Raw genomic sequence first — 14,612 nt, forward strand, 5'->3', positions numbered from 1 at the left:
CAGCGATGACTCCGCTCCCACGCGCGCGCTCCCCCGCACGCGCCGCACCCCCAAGGAGTTCCATGAAACGCGCCGGAATCGCCGCCGTCCTCGGCATGACCGCCGCCTTCACGGCGTACGCCCCCGCCGCCCCCGCCACCCTGGCCGCCCCGCCGGCCCCGTCCGCCTCGTCCACCGTCTGCGCGAACCAGCCCGCCCAGGCCCGCGTCCGCGCCGGAGCCCACGCCACCGAGCGGAACCAGCCCGGAACGGCCCAGGTCGCCGCGATGGAGAAGGACTTCCAGAACCGCCTCGGCAAGCTGAGGAAGGCGAGCACGGCGGCGGCCATCACCGTCCGCGTGCACTTCCAGGTCGTCTACGGCAGCGCGGGCAACGTGTCCGACTCGGTCCTGACCAAGCAGCTCAGCGTCCTCAACAGCGCCTACGCCAGTAGCGGCGTCACGTTCACTCTGGCCGAGATCAGGCGGACGCAGAACTCGGCCTGGTTCTCCGACCCCGAGGGCTACGAGTCGCAGATGAAGTCGGCCCTGCACACCGGCACCGCGCAGGACCTCAACTTCTACACGGCCGACCTCGGCAGCAGTCTTCTCGGCTGGGCCACGTTCCCGAGCAGCTACCGCTCCAAGCCCAAGCTGGACGGCGTCGTCATCCACTACCAGAGCCTTCCGGGCGGCTCGCTGAGCAACTACAACGAGGGCGACACCGGAACCCACGAGGTGGGCCACTGGATGGGGCTCTACCACACGTTCCAGGGCGGGTGCAGCAGCACCGGCGACAGCGTCTCCGACACGCCCGCCGAGCAGAGCCCGGCCTCGGGCTGCCCGACCGGCCGCGACACCTGCTCCACGGCCGGCGCGGACCCCATCCACAACTTCATGGACTACAGCTACGACTCGTGCATGTACGAGTTCACGCCGGGCCAGTCCACCCGCATGAAGAACCAGTGGGCCGCCTACCGCGCCTGATCGCGGCGTCCGGCGCCGGAGCGGGTCGCCGCTCCGGCGCCGGAACCGTCCGCCCTCAGGTGATGCCGACGATCGGGAGCCTCAGGGCCGCGGGGGCGCCGGCCGGGACGGCCGGGTTCTTCGGGGCGACGGGGGCCAGGCGGCGGTAGGAGTCGCCGAGGGCGGGACGCGGGTCCTCCTCCGCGCGGTTCGGCCAGAACGACATGGCGCGCTCGGCCTGCGCCGTGATGGTGAGGGACGGGTTGACGCCCAGGTTGGCCGAGACGGCGGAGCCGTCCACGACGTGCAGGCCGGGGTGCCCGTAGACGCGGTGGTAGGGGTCGATCACCCCGGTCTCGGCGGAGTCGCCGATGGCGCAGCCGCCGAGGAAGTGCGCGGTCATCGGGATGTCGAACAGGTCGCCCCAGGCGCCGCCCGGGATGCCGCCGATCTCCTCGGCGATCCGGCGGGTCGCCTCGTGCCCCTCGGGGATCCACGTCGGGTTCGGCTCGCCGTGCCCGGCGGTCGCGCGGACGTCCCAGCCGAACGGGCCCCGCTTCGGCCTCAGCGTGATCGAGTTGTCGCGGGTCTGCATGACCAGGGCGATGACCGTGCGCTCCGACCAGCGGCGGACGTCGAAGAGCTGGAGGAGGTCGCCCGGACGGCGCGCCACCTCGCGGGCGAACCTGCGGATCCGGGGCGTGTGCCTCTCGCCCGGCCGGTCGCCGTCCACCAGCAGGGTCTGCAGCGCGGCGAGCAGGTTCGAGCCCCGCCCGTACCGGACGGGCTCGACGTGGGTGTCCGGCGTCGGGTGGAACGACGACGTGATCGCCACGCCCTCGGAGAAGTCCGGGCCCGGCGTGCCGCCCCGGCGCCCGGCGCCGAGGATCGCCTCGGAGTTGGTGCGGGTCAGGGCGCCGAGCCGGTCGGACAGGCGCGGCAGCAGCCCGGTCGACCTGAGCTTGTGGAGGAGCTTCTGCGTCCCGTAGGTGCCGGCGGCGAAGACCACCTGCTCGGCGGTGAGCGTCTTGCGGTTGCGGCCGAACGAGCCGGTCCGGACGATCTCGACCTCGTACCCGCCGCCGGCGCGCGGCCGCACCGAGGTGACGCGGCTGAGCGGCATCACCCGGGCGCCCGCCCTCTCGGCCAGGTAGAGGTAGTTCTCCGTCAGCATGTTCTTCGAGCCGTGGCGGCAGCCCACCATGCACTCGCCGCATTCCAGGCAGCCGCGCCGGCGCGGGCCCGCCCCGCCGAAGTAGGGGTCGGCGCTCTCGATCCCGGCGCCGCTCCCGAAGTAGACGCCGACCGGCGTCCTCACGAACGTCTCGCCCTTGCCCATCCGGTCGGCGACCCGCTTCATGACCTCGTCGGCCGCCGTCGTCGTGGGGTTCTGGACGACGCCGAGCATGCGCTTCGCCTGCTCGTAGTAGGGCGCCAGCTCGTCCCGCCAGTCGGTGATGTGCGCCCACTGCCGGTCCTTGAAGAACGGCTCCGGCGGGACGTACAGCGTGTTGGCGTAGTTGAGCGATCCGCCGCCGACGCCCGCGCCCGCCAGCACCATCACGCGGCTCGACTTCGCGCCGCGGACGAGGTGCATCCGCTGCATGCCGGTCAGGCCGAGCGCGGGCGCCCACAGGTAGCGGGCGACGCGCCAGTTCGTCCTCGGCAGCTCCGGGTAGCGGGACCCCGGCGCGCCGTCCGGGTTCGTGTCGAAGCGGCGGCCGGCCTCGATGACGCCGACCCTGTAGCCCTTCTCGGTCAGCCGCAGCGCGGAGACGCTGCCGCCGAACCCCGACCCGACGACGAGCACGTCGAAGTCATGCTTCACAGGCGATCCCTACTTGATCCGCAGCTTCTTCATGAGCTTGATGCCGGTGGCCATGTAGTCGGCGAACGTGTCGTAGCCGATCGCGCCGGGCGGCTCCAGGTCCATGAAGTGCTGGCTCGCGACGGTCTGGACCTCGGTGAACTTCAGCAGCCCCTCGGCCCCGTGGCGGCGCCCCACACCGGACTGCTTCATCCCGCCCATCGGGGAGTCGTAGGAGGCGTAGGCGGCGCCGTAGCCGTCGTTGATGTTGACCGTCCCGGCCTGGATGCGGGCGGCGAGGCGCCGGCCCCGCGCCGGGTTCTTCGTCCACACCGACGCGTTCAGCCCGTACGGCGTGTCGTTGGCGCGGGCGACGACCTCGTCCTCGTCCCGGTACTTGTAGACCGCGACGACGGGGCCGAACGTCTCGTTCGCGCACAGGTCCATGTCGCCGTTGACGTCCGCGAGGACCGTCGGCTCGTAGAACAGCGGGCCGACGTCCGGGCGGGCCTTCCCGCCGGCCAGGACGGTCGCGCCCTCCTTGACGGCCTGGTCGACGTGCGCCGTCACCGCGTCCAGCTGGCGCCTGTGGGTCAGCGAGCCCATCTCGGCGTCGAAGTCCAGGCCGGTGCCGAGCCGCATGCCCTTGACCAGTTCGACGAACCGCGGCACGAACCGGTCGTAGACGTCCTCGTGCACGTACATCCGCTCGATCGAGATGCACAGCTGCCCGGCGTTGGTGAAGCACGCGCGGACGGCGCCGCGCGCGGCGCGCTCGACGTCGGCGTCCGGCATGACGATCATCGGGTTCTTGCCGCCGAGCTCCAGCGAGTAGGCGACGAGGCGCGGCGCCACCTTCTCCGCGATCGCCTTGCCCCCGCGCGTCGAGCCGGTGAACGAGACGTAGTCGGCGTCCTCCACCAGCGGGTCGCCGATCTCGGTGGGCTCCCCGACGACGATCTGCCAGAGGTCGCGGGGCAGCCCGAGCGAGACCAGCAGGTCCAGCACCCACAGGCTGGACAGGCACGTCTGGGTGTCCGGCTTGTGGATCACCGCGTTGCCCGCCATCAGCGCCGGCGCGATGTCGCTGGCCCCGAGCGCGAACGGGTAGTTCCACGGCGCGATCAGCGCCACGACGCCCTTCGGGTGCCGCAGTTCCTGGACGCGGGTCACCCCCGGCATCATCCCCTTGCGGCGCCGGGGCCTCAGCAGCCGCGGCGCCCTCCGGGCGTAGTAGAGCGAGCACAGCGCGACGTCGAGGAACTCCTCCATCGCGTGCCGGCGCGCCTTGCCGGTCTCCAGCTGGATGATGTCGAGGATCTCCGCGCGCCGGTCGACCAGCGCGTCCGCGAGCCGCAGGAAGGGCTTGACCCGCTCGCCCGCGGGCAGCGCCGCCCAGGCCCGCTGCGCCTCGCGCGCCCGGTCGTAGGCGGCCCGGACGTCCTCGGGGCCGGACAGCGGCACGGTCGCGAGGGGCTCACCGGTGAAGGGGCTCGGGATCGTCGCGGTCCCGGCACCGTCCGAGGCGACGTGCGCGACCAGCCGGTCGATCAGAGTCTGGGGAAGCGTGTGCTCTGCCGCGCCCTTGGCAGAGTCCGCCGCGCCTTCGGCGGGAACCGTCGGGGATGCCATGCACGCAGGGTATGACCACCCGCCCAGTTTGGCTACCCGCAAGTAATGCGCTACTTGCAGTGATATGTCCCACTAGATCCGCTATCTCCGCCCGGATTTCCCGCCGCCTCGTCCGCGACTGACGAAACTCTGCCGAACGGACCGTTCCAAGCAGGGTGGAGTTGTGCAAGTGGAAGACTGACCGGCCCCGCCCGGTGTATCCCGAAGCAGGAGGAGAATTCCAGCGCCGTCGGGGGGGCGGCGCTGCCCAGGGGAGGGGACAGCGAATGACGGACGCCCGCGGCCGAAGGCCCGAGAGCGGCGCCGGGCGCCCCGGCGCTCGCCGGGACCGCCGCGAGCAGACACGCGCCGCCCTGCTCGCCGCCGCCGAGCGCCTCTGGGCCGAGCGCGGCATCCACGGCGCCTCGCTCGACGACATCGCCGCGGCCGCCGGCCTCACCAAGGGCGCCGTCTACTCGAACTTCGCGGGCAAGACCGACCTGCTGCTCGCCCTGATGGAGCACATCACCAGCGACCGCACCCGGCCCGACGTCTGCGACGAGCTGCGCGCCGCCGCCGAGGACGCCGACCGCACCGGCCGCCCGTCCCGCCGCGACTCCGACGAGGCCCCCCGCCGCCTCGCCCTGCTCCTGGTCGAGTTCTGGCTCTACGGCATGCGCGACTACGCCGCCGGATGGCGCATCGCCGACTGGTACGCCGAACGCCGGGAGCGGCTGGCCCGGGAACTGGCGCCCGCGGACGGGCCCGCCTCCGAGGGCCCCGCCGACGGACCGGCCCCCGGCGAGCTCGCCCCGGGCGACCGCGCCACCCTGACCATGGCCCTCGACTTCGGCCTGGCCTTCCAGCACCTCCTCGACCCCGTCCGGGTCCCGGCCGACCTCTACCGCACCGGCAAGACCCTCGTCCAGGGACGGCCCCGGCCCTGAACCGCCCGCGGCCGGGTCAGGGGGTGGCCACGGGGACGATGTCGGGGGCGCCCCTGCGGCGGGCGTCGGCCTCCTGGTCGCCGTCCTGGGTCTGGGAGGCCCGTTCGGCCTCGACGCGCTTGCGGTAGTACTCGATCTCGCGGTCGCGCTGCTTCTTGGACCAGCCGAGGACGGGCGCGAGGAGGTCGGCGGCCTCCTGGGCGACGCCGACGCCGCGGTCCCACGTCTCGATGGAGATGCGGGTGCGGCGGGCGAGGACGTCGTTGAGGTGGCGGGCGCCCTCGTGCGTGGCGGCGTAGACGACCTCGGCGCGCAGGTAGTCGTCGGCGCCGTCCAGCGGCTTGGCCAGGTCGGGCTTGTCGGAGATCAGTTCGAGCAGGTCGTCCAGGAGCGTCCCGTAGCGGCGCAGCAGGTGCTCGATCCGGGCGACGTGCAGGCCGGAGCGCGCGGCGAGGCGGTGCCGGGCGTTCCACATGGCCTGGAAGCCGTCGCCGCCGACGAGCGGGATGCGGTCGGTGCAGGACTCGGCGACCTTGCCGTCGAGGCCGTGCGCGACGGCGTCGATGGCGTCCTTGGCCATGACGCGGTAGGTCGTGTACTTGCCGCCCGCCACGAGGACAAGGCCGGGGACGGGGTGCGCGACCACGTGCTCGCGGGAGAGCTTCGACGTCTCCTCGGTCTCGCCGGTGAGGAGGGGGCGCAGGCCCGCGTAGACGCCCTCCACGTCGTCATGGGTGAGCGGCGTCGCGAGGACGGAGTTGACGTGGTCCAGGACGTAGTCGATGTCGGCCTTGGACGCGGCCGGGTGCGCCCTGTCGAGGTCCCAGGCGGTGTCGGTGGTGCCGATGATCCAGTGGCGGCCCCAGGGGATCACGAACAGCACCGACTTCTCGGTGCGCAGGATGATCCCCGTCGCGGAGTGGATGCGGTCCTTGGGAACGACCAGGTGGATGCCCTTGGACGCCTTCACGTGGATCTGGCCGCGGCCGCCGACGAGCTCCTGGATGTCGTCGGTCCACACGCCGGTGGCGTTGACGACCTGCTTGGCGCGGACCTCGCTGGTGGTGTTGCCCTCAAGGTCGCGGATGCGCAGGCCGGTGACGCGCTCCCCCTCGCGCAGGAACCCCAGGCACTGGGTGCGCGACGCGATCTGCGCGCCGTACTCCGCGGCCGTCCGCAGGGCCGTCATGACGTAGCGGGCGTCGTCGACCATCGCGTCCCAGTACTGGATCGCGCCGGTGAAGGCGTCCTTGCGCAGGGACGGCGCGAGGCGCAGCGCCCCGCGGCGCGTCAGGTGGCGGTGGTGCGGGACGCCGCGGGTGCTGCCCATCTGGAAGGCCAGCGCGTCGTAGAGGGCCACGCCCGCACCGAGGTACGCGCGCTCCCACACGCGGTGCGTGGTCGGCAGCATGAACGGGACGGGCTGCACCAGGTGCGGCGCGATCTGCTGGAGCAGCAGCGCGCGCTCGGTCAGCGCCTCCCGGACGAGGTCGAAGTTGTACTGCTCCAGGTACCGCAGCCCGCCGTGGATCAGTTTGGACGACCGGGACGACGTGCCCGACGCGAAGTCGCGCGCCTCGACCACCGCGACCGACAGGCCCCGGGTGGCCGCGTCGAGCGCCGCGCCCGCGCCGACGATGCCGCCGCCCACGACGACCACGTCGAACTCCTCGCGGGCCATGCGGTCGAGCGACGCCGCGCGCTCGGCCGGGCCGAGCCGCGAGCTTCCAAGACCGGTCACCGGTGATCCCGTCATCGCGCATCCCCCCACAGCGGTCGGTTCCGAACCGTTCTTACCCAAGAGTAAGGACCGGTTCACACCGAGATGCGAAAGAACGGGCGTGGGGTCGCTCTCAGTCGGTGGACTGCCCGGGGGCTACCACGACCTGGACCCGCTGGAACTCCTTCAGCTCGGTGTATCCCGCGGTGGCCATCGAGCGGCGCAGCGCGCCGATGAGGTTCATGGAGCCGTCCGCGACATGGGACGGGCCGTGCAGGATCTGCTCCATCGTCCCGATCGTCCCGATCTCGATGCGGGTGCCGCGGGGGACGTCGCCGTGGTGGGCCTCGCTGCCCCAGTGGTAGCCGCGCCCGGGCGCCTCGGTGGAGCGGGCGAACGGGGAGCCGACCATCACGGCGTCGGAGCCGCAGGCGAAGGCCTTGGCGATGTCGCCGCTGTTGACCATGCCGCCGTCGGCGATCACGTGCACGTAGCGTCCGCCGGACTCGTCCATGTAGTCGCGGCGGGCGGCGGCCACGTCGGCGACCGCGGTGGCCATCGGGACGGCGACGCCGAGGACCGTCCGCGTCGTGTGCCCGGAGCCGCCGCCGAACCCGACCAGCACGCCGGCCGCGCCGGTGCGCATCAGGTGCAGCGCCGCGGTGTAGGTGGAGCAGCCGCCGACGATCACGGGGACGTCGAGGTCGTAGATGAACTGCTTGAGGTTCAGCGGCTCGGCGCGCCCCGACACGTGCTCGGCGGACACGGTCGTCCCGCGGATCACGAACAGGTCGACGCCGGCGTCGATCACGGCCTTGTGGAACTGGGCCGTGCGCTGCGGCGACAGCCGCGCCGCGACGGTGACGCCCGCCTCGCGGACCTCCTGGATCCGCCGGCCGATCAGCTCTTCCCTGATCGGCTCGGAGTAGATCTCCTGGAGCCGCTGGGTGGCGCGGACGTCGTCCAGCGAGGCGATCTCGGCGAGCAGCTGCCCGGGGTCGTCGTAGCGCGTCCAGAGCCCTTCGAGGTCGAGCACGGCCAGGCCGCCGAGCCGTCCGACGGCGATCGCCGTGGCGGGGCTGACGACGCTGTCCATCGGCGCGACGACCAGCGGCATGTCGAACCGGTAGGCGTCGATCTGCCAGGCGACGCTGACCTCCTCGGGATCGCGCGTCCGGCGGGACGGCACGATGCCGATGTCGTCGAAGGCGTACGCCCGGCGGCCGCTCTTGCCACGGCCGATCTCCACCTCAGCAGCCACTGCGCCCTTCCTCCACCTGAATCGGTCTTCCCGCGGTTCGCGGGACCAAGCCCCGGAAGAGCTTACGTCAGTCAGCGGCCCTGGTAGTTCGGGGCCTCCACCGTCATCTGGATGTCGTGCGGGTGGCTCTCGCGCAGGCCCGCGACGCTGATGCGCATGAGCCGGCCGCGCTCCTGGAGCTCGGGGACGGTGCGGGTGCCCGCGTACCACATCGACTGGTGGAGCCCGCCGACGAGCTGGTGCGCGACGTTGGCGAGCGGACCCCGGTAGGGGACCTGGCCCTCGACGCCCTCGGGGATCAGCTTCTCCTCGGCGTTGACGTCGGCCTGGGCGTAGCGGTCCTTGGAGTAGGAGGCGCCGCGCTCCCGGTTGCGCATCGCGCCGAGCGAGCCCATGCCGCGGTAGGACTTGTACTGCTTGCCGTGGACGAAGATCAGCTCGCCCGGGGACTCCTCGACGCCGGCGAGCAGGCTGCCGAGCATCACGGTGTCGGCGCCCGCGACCAGGGCCTTGGCGATGTCGCCCGAGTACTGCAGGCCGCCGTCGCCGATCACCGGGACGCCCGCCGCCTTCGCCGCGCGGGCCGCCTCGAAGATCGCGGTGATCTGCGGGACGCCGACGCCGGCGACGATGCGGGTGGTGCAGATCGAGCCGGGGCCCACCCCGACCTTGATCGCGTCGGCGCCCGCGTCCACCAGCACCTGGGCGCCCGCCTCGGTGGCGACGTTCCCGCCGACGACCTGGACGGACGAGTTGCCCTTGATCGCGGCGATCGTGTCGGCGACGCCCTTGGAGTGGCCGTGCGCCGTGTCCACGATGATCACGTCGGTGCCGGCCTCGATGAGGGCGCGGGCGCGGCGCAGGGCGTCCTCGCCGACGCCCACGGCCGCGGCGACGAGCAGGCGGCCGTCTGCGTCCTTGGTGGAGTCGGGGTACTGCTCGCTCTTGGTGAAGTCCTTGGTGGTGATCAGGCCCTTGAGGCGGCCCTCGCCGTCGACGAGCGGGAGCTTCTCCACCTTGTTGCCGGCGAGCAGGCGGAACGCCTCCGCGCGCGAGACGTCCACCGGGGCGGTGATGAGCGGCATCGGCGTCATCACCTCGCGGACGGAACGCGAGAGGTCCGTCTCGAAGCGCATGTCCCGGTTGGTCACGATGCCGACGAGGACGCCGCGCACGTCGGTGACCGGCACGCCGGAGATCCGGTAGCGGGCGCACAGCGCCTCGACGTCGGCGAGCGTGGCGTCCGGCAGGCAGGTCACCGGATTGGTGATCATCCCGGCCTCGGAGCGCTTGACCCGGTCGGCCTCCGCGGCCTGCTCCTCGATCGACATGTTGCGGTGCAGCACGCCGATGCCGCCCTGGCGCGCCATCGCGACCGCGGTGCGGGCCTCGGTCACGGTGTCCATCGCCGCCGAGACGAGCGGGATCCGCAGCGAGATCTCGCGGGTCAGCCGGGTCGTGGTGTCGGCCTCTCCGGGCTGGAGGTCGGAGTACCCCGGCAGCAGGAGCACGTCGTCGAAGGTCAGTCCCTGCGGGAGGAACTTGTCGGACTCGGCGGCGGGGTTCATGACAACCTTCCCGTGGTGGTTGCGGCATCGGGCCAGGTCACAAGGGACCCTGTCCCCATGGTAGGGGCTGGGCCCGCGGCCGGGCGGGCTTTGCGCGCGGCGCTCACGTGGTCTTGGCGACACCCGCGGTCCTGATGACATCTGCCAACACGCCGGGCGGTCCGTCGCATTCCCCTCCGTGCACGCGCGCTTCGGGCCGTTCGCGTGCGGAGGAGGCCGGGGGGTGCACCTGCCGGGGGCTCGCGCAGTAGCGTGGGGGTGTGCACGACGATGCTCCGCTCGACCCGTTCGCCGGAGACCCGGAGGATCCGGCGGCGGCGCTCGGCGACCCGGGCGACGAGACCGCTCCGCTCAGCGTGACGGAGCGGGAGGACGTGCTGGCCGACCTCGCCGACCTGGAGGTCTTCCGGGCCCTGCTGGAGCCGCTCGGGGTCCGCGGCCTCACCGTCGACTGCGGCGACTGCGGAAAGATGCACTACATCGACTGGGAGCTCCTGCACGGCAACCTGCGCCACCTGCTGGACGAGGGCCTCCCCCGCGTGCACGAGCCCGCCCTCTCCCCCGACCCCGTCGACTACGTGAGCTGGGAGTACGCCCGCGGCTACGTCGACGGCGTGATCGACAGCGAAGAGGGGCGCGACGAGAACTGACCCGCGCGCCGCCGGCACGAACGCGGCGGGCGCCCGTCAGTCGTCGAAGCGGCGGTTCTGGTAGTCGAGGGCGCGCTTGCGGGCCATGCGGCGCAGGTCGTCGAAGCGGGGGCGCGGGTCGGCGGCCGGCTGCGCGTCGGGCCTCTCGACCGGCTCGGTGAACATCGTCGGGGCCTCCTGCCTGCGGGTGGGGCGGCGCGGCAGGTGACGGGGGAACGGGCTCTCCAGGCGCCGCCTGAACTGCCGGTTCTCCCCGCGGTCAGGATCGGCGGACGGTGTCCGCGCGGCGGGGCGCCCCTCGTGCGGAGCCGGGCGGGCGGGTGGCCGCGGGCGCTGGTGGGTGCCGGCGTCGGTGTCGGCCGTCTTGTCCGCGTCCTCCGCGACGCCGGACGCGCTCGGCGCCGGGGAGGCGGTGGTGCGCTCGGCGACGCCGCCGCCGGCGGCCGCGACGCCGCTGCTGGCGAGGACGGCGCCGGCCACGCCCAGGGCCACGATGGTGCGCGGGCCGCGGCGGCGCGGGCCGGGCCCCGAGGGGGCCGGCGGGCCGGGGGCCTCCCCGGCCTGGTCGTCGACGTCGACGATCAGCGCGCGCAGGAGCCGCACCGCCGGGTCGCGGTCGTCGGCGCGCCCCTCCTCCGCCTGGTCGCGGTCGTCGTCCCGCGGGGCGGCGCGGCGGGCTTGCGACGCGGCCCCGCCGGGGCCTTCGGCCGGGCCTTCAACGGGGGCGGCGGAACCGGCAGCGTCCCGTGCCGCCAGCGACTCGAAGAGCGCGTCGGTACGGCGCACCGCGGACAGGTCCACGGGCGGGGCGGCGGACGGGCGGGACGGCGGCGCCTGCGCCGGGGCGTCGCCGCGGCGGGCGGGCTCGTCCGGATCCGGGGCGCCCCGCAGGCCGGTGAGGGGGCCGCGCTCCGTCAAGCGATCGACTCCTCTCTGGCCATCGCGCGCAGCCGGGCCAGGGCCCGGTGCTGCGCGACCCGTACCGCCCCCGCGGACATGCCCAGCACATTACCGGTCTCCTCCGCCGACAGGCCCGCGACGACCCGGAGCAGCACCAGCTCGCGCTGGTGCTCGGGCAGCCGGGTGAGCAGGTCGCGGGCGCGCTGCGCCTCGATGTAGCGGACCACCGTCTCCTCGGGGCCCGGGCGGTCGTCCGGACCGTCCGGCAGGTCCTCGGTGGGCACGGCGGCGCGGACCGCGCTGCGCAGCGCGTCCGCGATCTTGTGCGCGGCGATGCCGAAGACGAAGGACGCGAACGGCCGGCCCATGTCCCGGTAGCGGGGCAGGGCCGACAGGACGGCGATGCAGACCTCCTGCGCCACGTCGTCGGCGATGTGGTACTGCCCGGAGACCCGGCCGAGCCGGGCCCGGCAGTACCGGACGATCATGGGCCGCACCTCGGCGATGAGGACCTCGATGGCGCCCGGGTCGCCCTGCACGGCGAGATGGGTCAGCTCCCTGAGGTCGCCGTCGCCCGCGGCGCGCAGCGCCCGCGCCGAACGGGCGGCGTCGCCGGGAGCGGGAGGGGCGGGCCCGTTCGAGGGGTCGGCAGCGCGCGCGGTCATGGTCCCGGCGAAGCATCCCTCGGTCACGTCAAGCATGATGCCCAGCACCCCCGGGCGTGTCTCCACTGTCGTCTACAACGGAATGGTCACAGTGCGAGAGCGAACCTGGAGTTACTACGCGTCGTGGTCATCGCGCTGCCCGACGTGGCGGACCTCTCCGGACGGGAACCCGCTTTCTCGGACGGCGAGGCCGAGTTCCCGGCGGCGGCACAGCGAGACCCCCGCCCGGAACGGACGGGGGTCTCGCCAACGCTTCCCGGACGGGACGAGCCCGCCGGTCGGCCGATCTCAGTGGCCGTGACCGTGGCCGTGGCCGTGTCCGCCGCCGGCGGCCTCGTCGGCCTCCTCCGGCTTCTCGACCACGAGCGCCTCGGTGGTGAGCAGCATGCCCGCGATGGAGGCGGCGTTGGTGACCGCCGAGCGGGTGACCTTCACCGGGTCGATGACGCCCTGGGCGATCAGGTCGCCGTACTCGCCGGTGGCGGCGTTGTAGCCGTGCCCGGCCTGCAGCGCCTCCACCTTGGAGACGACGACGTAGCCCTCCTGGCCGGCGTTCTCGGAGATCCAGCGCAGCGGCTCGGGCAGCGCGCGGCGGACCGCCTCGGCGCCGGTCGCCTCGTCGCCGGACAGGCCGAGGGCGCCGAAGCCCTCCTTGGCGACGTGCACCAGGGCGCTGCCGCCGCCGGAGACGATGCCCTCCTCGATCGCCGCGCGGGTCGCCGAGATGGCGTCCTCCAGGCGGTGCTTCTTCTCCTTCAGCTCCACCTCGGTGGCGGCGCCGACGCGCAGCACGCAGACGCCGCCGGCCAGCTTGGCCAGGCGCTCCTGCAGCTTCTCGCGGTCCCAGTCGGAGTCGCTGTTCTCGATCTCCACCTTGATCTGGTTGATCCGGGCGGAGACCTCGTCGGCGGAGCCCTCGCCGTCGACGATGGTGGTGGCGTCCTTGGTGACGGTGATCCGGCGGGCGCGGCCGAGGTCCTCCAGCCCGATCGAGTCGAGCTTGAGGCCGATCGCCTCGCTGACGACCTGGCCGCCGGTCAGGGTGGCCATGTCGCCGAGCATCGCCTTGCGGCGGTCGCCGAAGCCGGGGGCCTTGACCGCGACGGACAGGAAGGTGCCGCGGATCTTGTTGGCGACCAGCAGCGCCAGCGCCTCGCCCTCGACGTCCTCGGCCACCACGAGCAGCGGCTTCTTGGTCTGGGCGACCTTCTCGGCCAGCGGCAGGAACTCCTGCACGTTGGAGATCTTGCCGTCCACGATCAGCACGTAGGCGTCCTCTAGGACGGCCTCCATGCGCTCGTGGTCGGTGACCATGTGCGGCGACAGGTAGCCCTTGTCGAACTGGAGGCCCTCGGTGAACTCCAGCTCGAGGCCCATCGTGTGGGCCTCCTCGACGGTGATGACGCCGTCCTTGCCGACCTTCTCGAACGCCTCGGCGATCAGCTCGCCGATCTGCGGGTCCTGCGCGGAGATGGTCGCGACGTGCGCGATCTCGCCCTTCTCCTCGACCTCGCGGGCCGACTTCAGCAGCTGGTCGGAGACGTACTGGGCGGCCGCGTCGATGCCCCGCTTGAGGGCGAGCGGCGAGGCGCCGGCCGCCACGTTGCGGGTCCCCTCGCGGACCAGTGCCTGCGCGAGGACGGTCGCCGTGGTGGTGCCGTCGCCCGCGATGTCGTTGGTCTTGGTCGCCACTTCCTTGGCGAGCTGGGCCCCGAGGTTCTCGTAGGGGTCCTCCAGCTCCACCTCGCGGGCGATGGTGACGCCGTCGTTGGTGATCGTCGGCGCGCCGAACTTCTTGTCGATGACGACGTTGCGGCCGCGCGGGCCGATCGTCACCTTGACGGCGTCCGCGAGAGCGTTGACGCCGCGCTCAAGAGCCCGGCGAGCGTCCTCCTCGAACTCCAGGATCTTCGCCATGCGGATACTCCTCTTTCACGCGATCCGCCCCGGCGGGCCGCCCGAAGGCGGCGCCGACCGGGGCGGGTGCATCACGTCTCGGTGATTACTTCTCGATGACCGCGAGCACGTCGCGGGCCGAGAGGACGAGGTACTCCTCGCCGTTGTACTTGACCTCGGTGCCGCCGTACTTGCTGTAGAGCACGACCTCGCCGACCTTGACGTCGACGGGGACGCGCTCGCCCTTGTCGTCGACGCGACCCGGGCCAACGGCAAGGACGGTGCCCTCCTGGGGCTTCTCCTTGGCGGTGTCCGGAATCACCAGGCCCGACGCGGTGGTGGTCTCGGCCTCAAGCGGCTGGACGACGATGCGGTCCTCAAGCGGCTTGAGAACAACCTTGGTGGCGGTCGTCACGATCTGACCTCCCCTTCGATTGGTCCTCGGCCGGCCATGGATGACCGACCAGCACATGTGACAGAAGAGGCGACCCTGGACCGGCCTGCCGTCGCGGGTGCCAGACCGACCTTCGTCGCTGTATTTGGCACTCTACCCTTGAGAGTGCCAGTCGTGAGACTATTCCGTGCCCGTTACCTCGTCAACACGGACACGAACCCGCCCGGCGGCCGTCTCCGGACGTTCACC

At 72.7% G+C, this 14,612-nt stretch carries 12 protein-coding genes; 3 read left to right on the forward strand and 9 right to left on the reverse strand.

The features are described from left to right. The first annotated feature begins 62 nt into the window (after window positions 1–62). Window positions 63–965 (forward strand): zinc metalloprotease, encoded by a 903-nt coding sequence (locus BKA00_RS23625; RefSeq protein WP_185028375.1) that lies wholly within the window; start codon window positions 63–65, stop codon window positions 963–965. A 55-nt stretch (window positions 966–1,020) separates the two neighbouring features. On the opposite strand, the gene BKA00_RS23630 is transcribed toward BKA00_RS23625, so the two are convergent. Beyond that, window positions 1,021–2,772, reverse strand: a complete 1,752-nt coding sequence (locus BKA00_RS23630) for a GMC oxidoreductase (protein WP_185028377.1) — start codon at window positions 2,770–2,772, stop codon at window positions 1,021–1,023. 9 nt (window positions 2,773–2,781) lie between these two features. Further along, complete coding sequence (locus BKA00_RS23635; protein ID WP_185028379.1) at window positions 2,782–4,383, reverse strand: succinic semialdehyde dehydrogenase; 1,602 nt, start codon at window positions 4,381–4,383, stop codon at window positions 2,782–2,784. A gap of 266 nt (window positions 4,384–4,649) precedes the next feature. Here BKA00_RS23635 and BKA00_RS23640 point away from each other — a divergent pair, with 266 nt between their 5' ends. Beyond that, window positions 4,650–5,309: a TetR/AcrR family transcriptional regulator gene (locus tag BKA00_RS23640; protein WP_185028380.1), complete on the forward strand. Its 660-nt coding sequence runs from the start codon at window positions 4,650–4,652 to the stop codon at window positions 5,307–5,309. Between the two features lie 16 nt (window positions 5,310–5,325). Here the strand turns inward: BKA00_RS23640 and glpD are convergent, their stop codons facing one another. The 3 genes from glpD to guaB form a co-directional block, all read right to left on the reverse strand. Next, entirely contained in the window at window positions 5,326–7,065 is a 1,740-nt protein-coding gene (gene glpD / locus BKA00_RS23645; protein ID WP_185028382.1) for a glycerol-3-phosphate dehydrogenase, read from the reverse strand. Window positions 7,066–7,162: 97 nt separating this feature from the next. After that, window positions 7,163–8,278 carry a GuaB3 family IMP dehydrogenase-related protein gene (locus BKA00_RS23650; RefSeq protein ID WP_185034687.1) on the reverse strand — a complete coding sequence of 372 codons (1,116 nt, stop codon included), beginning with the start codon at window positions 8,276–8,278 and terminating at the stop codon, window positions 7,163–7,165. 83 nt (window positions 8,279–8,361) lie between these two features. Next, window positions 8,362–9,858: an IMP dehydrogenase gene (gene guaB, locus BKA00_RS23655; RefSeq protein ID WP_185028384.1), complete on the reverse strand. Its 1,497-nt coding sequence runs from the start codon at window positions 9,856–9,858 to the stop codon at window positions 8,362–8,364. Between the two features lie 260 nt (window positions 9,859–10,118). On the opposite strand from guaB, the gene BKA00_RS23660 reads away from it, so the two are divergent. After that, window positions 10,119–10,508 (forward strand): DUF5319 domain-containing protein, encoded by a 390-nt coding sequence (locus BKA00_RS23660; RefSeq protein ID WP_179845994.1) that lies wholly within the window; start codon window positions 10,119–10,121, stop codon window positions 10,506–10,508. Window positions 10,509–10,544: 36 nt separating this feature from the next. Here the strand turns inward: BKA00_RS23660 and BKA00_RS23665 are convergent, their stop codons facing one another. The 4 genes from BKA00_RS23665 to groES form a co-directional block, all read right to left on the reverse strand. Next, on the reverse strand, window positions 10,545–11,426 hold the full coding sequence (locus tag BKA00_RS23665) for a hypothetical protein (RefSeq protein ID WP_185028386.1): 882 nt from the start codon (window positions 11,424–11,426) through the stop codon (window positions 10,545–10,547). Next, the gene (locus BKA00_RS23670) at window positions 11,423–12,073 is read right to left on the reverse strand and encodes a sigma-70 family RNA polymerase sigma factor (RefSeq protein ID WP_244994426.1); all 651 of its coding nucleotides are present in this window, start codon (window positions 12,071–12,073) and stop codon (window positions 11,423–11,425) included. Before BKA00_RS23670 ends, BKA00_RS23665 begins: the two co-directional genes overlap by 4 nt. A 288-nt stretch (window positions 12,074–12,361) precedes the next feature. After that, entirely contained in the window at window positions 12,362–13,990 is a 1,629-nt protein-coding gene (gene groL / locus BKA00_RS23675) for a chaperonin GroEL (RefSeq protein ID WP_185028388.1), read from the reverse strand. A gap of 85 nt (window positions 13,991–14,075) precedes the next feature. Beyond that, entirely contained in the window at window positions 14,076–14,384 is a 309-nt protein-coding gene (gene groES, locus BKA00_RS23680; RefSeq protein WP_089324409.1) for a co-chaperone GroES, read from the reverse strand. Between the last annotated feature and the right edge of the window lie 228 nt (window positions 14,385–14,612).

Origin of the sequence: Actinomadura coerulea (assembly GCF_014208105.1) — a bacterium.
GTDB lineage: Bacteria > Actinomycetota > Actinomycetes > Streptosporangiales > Streptosporangiaceae > Spirillospora > Spirillospora coerulea.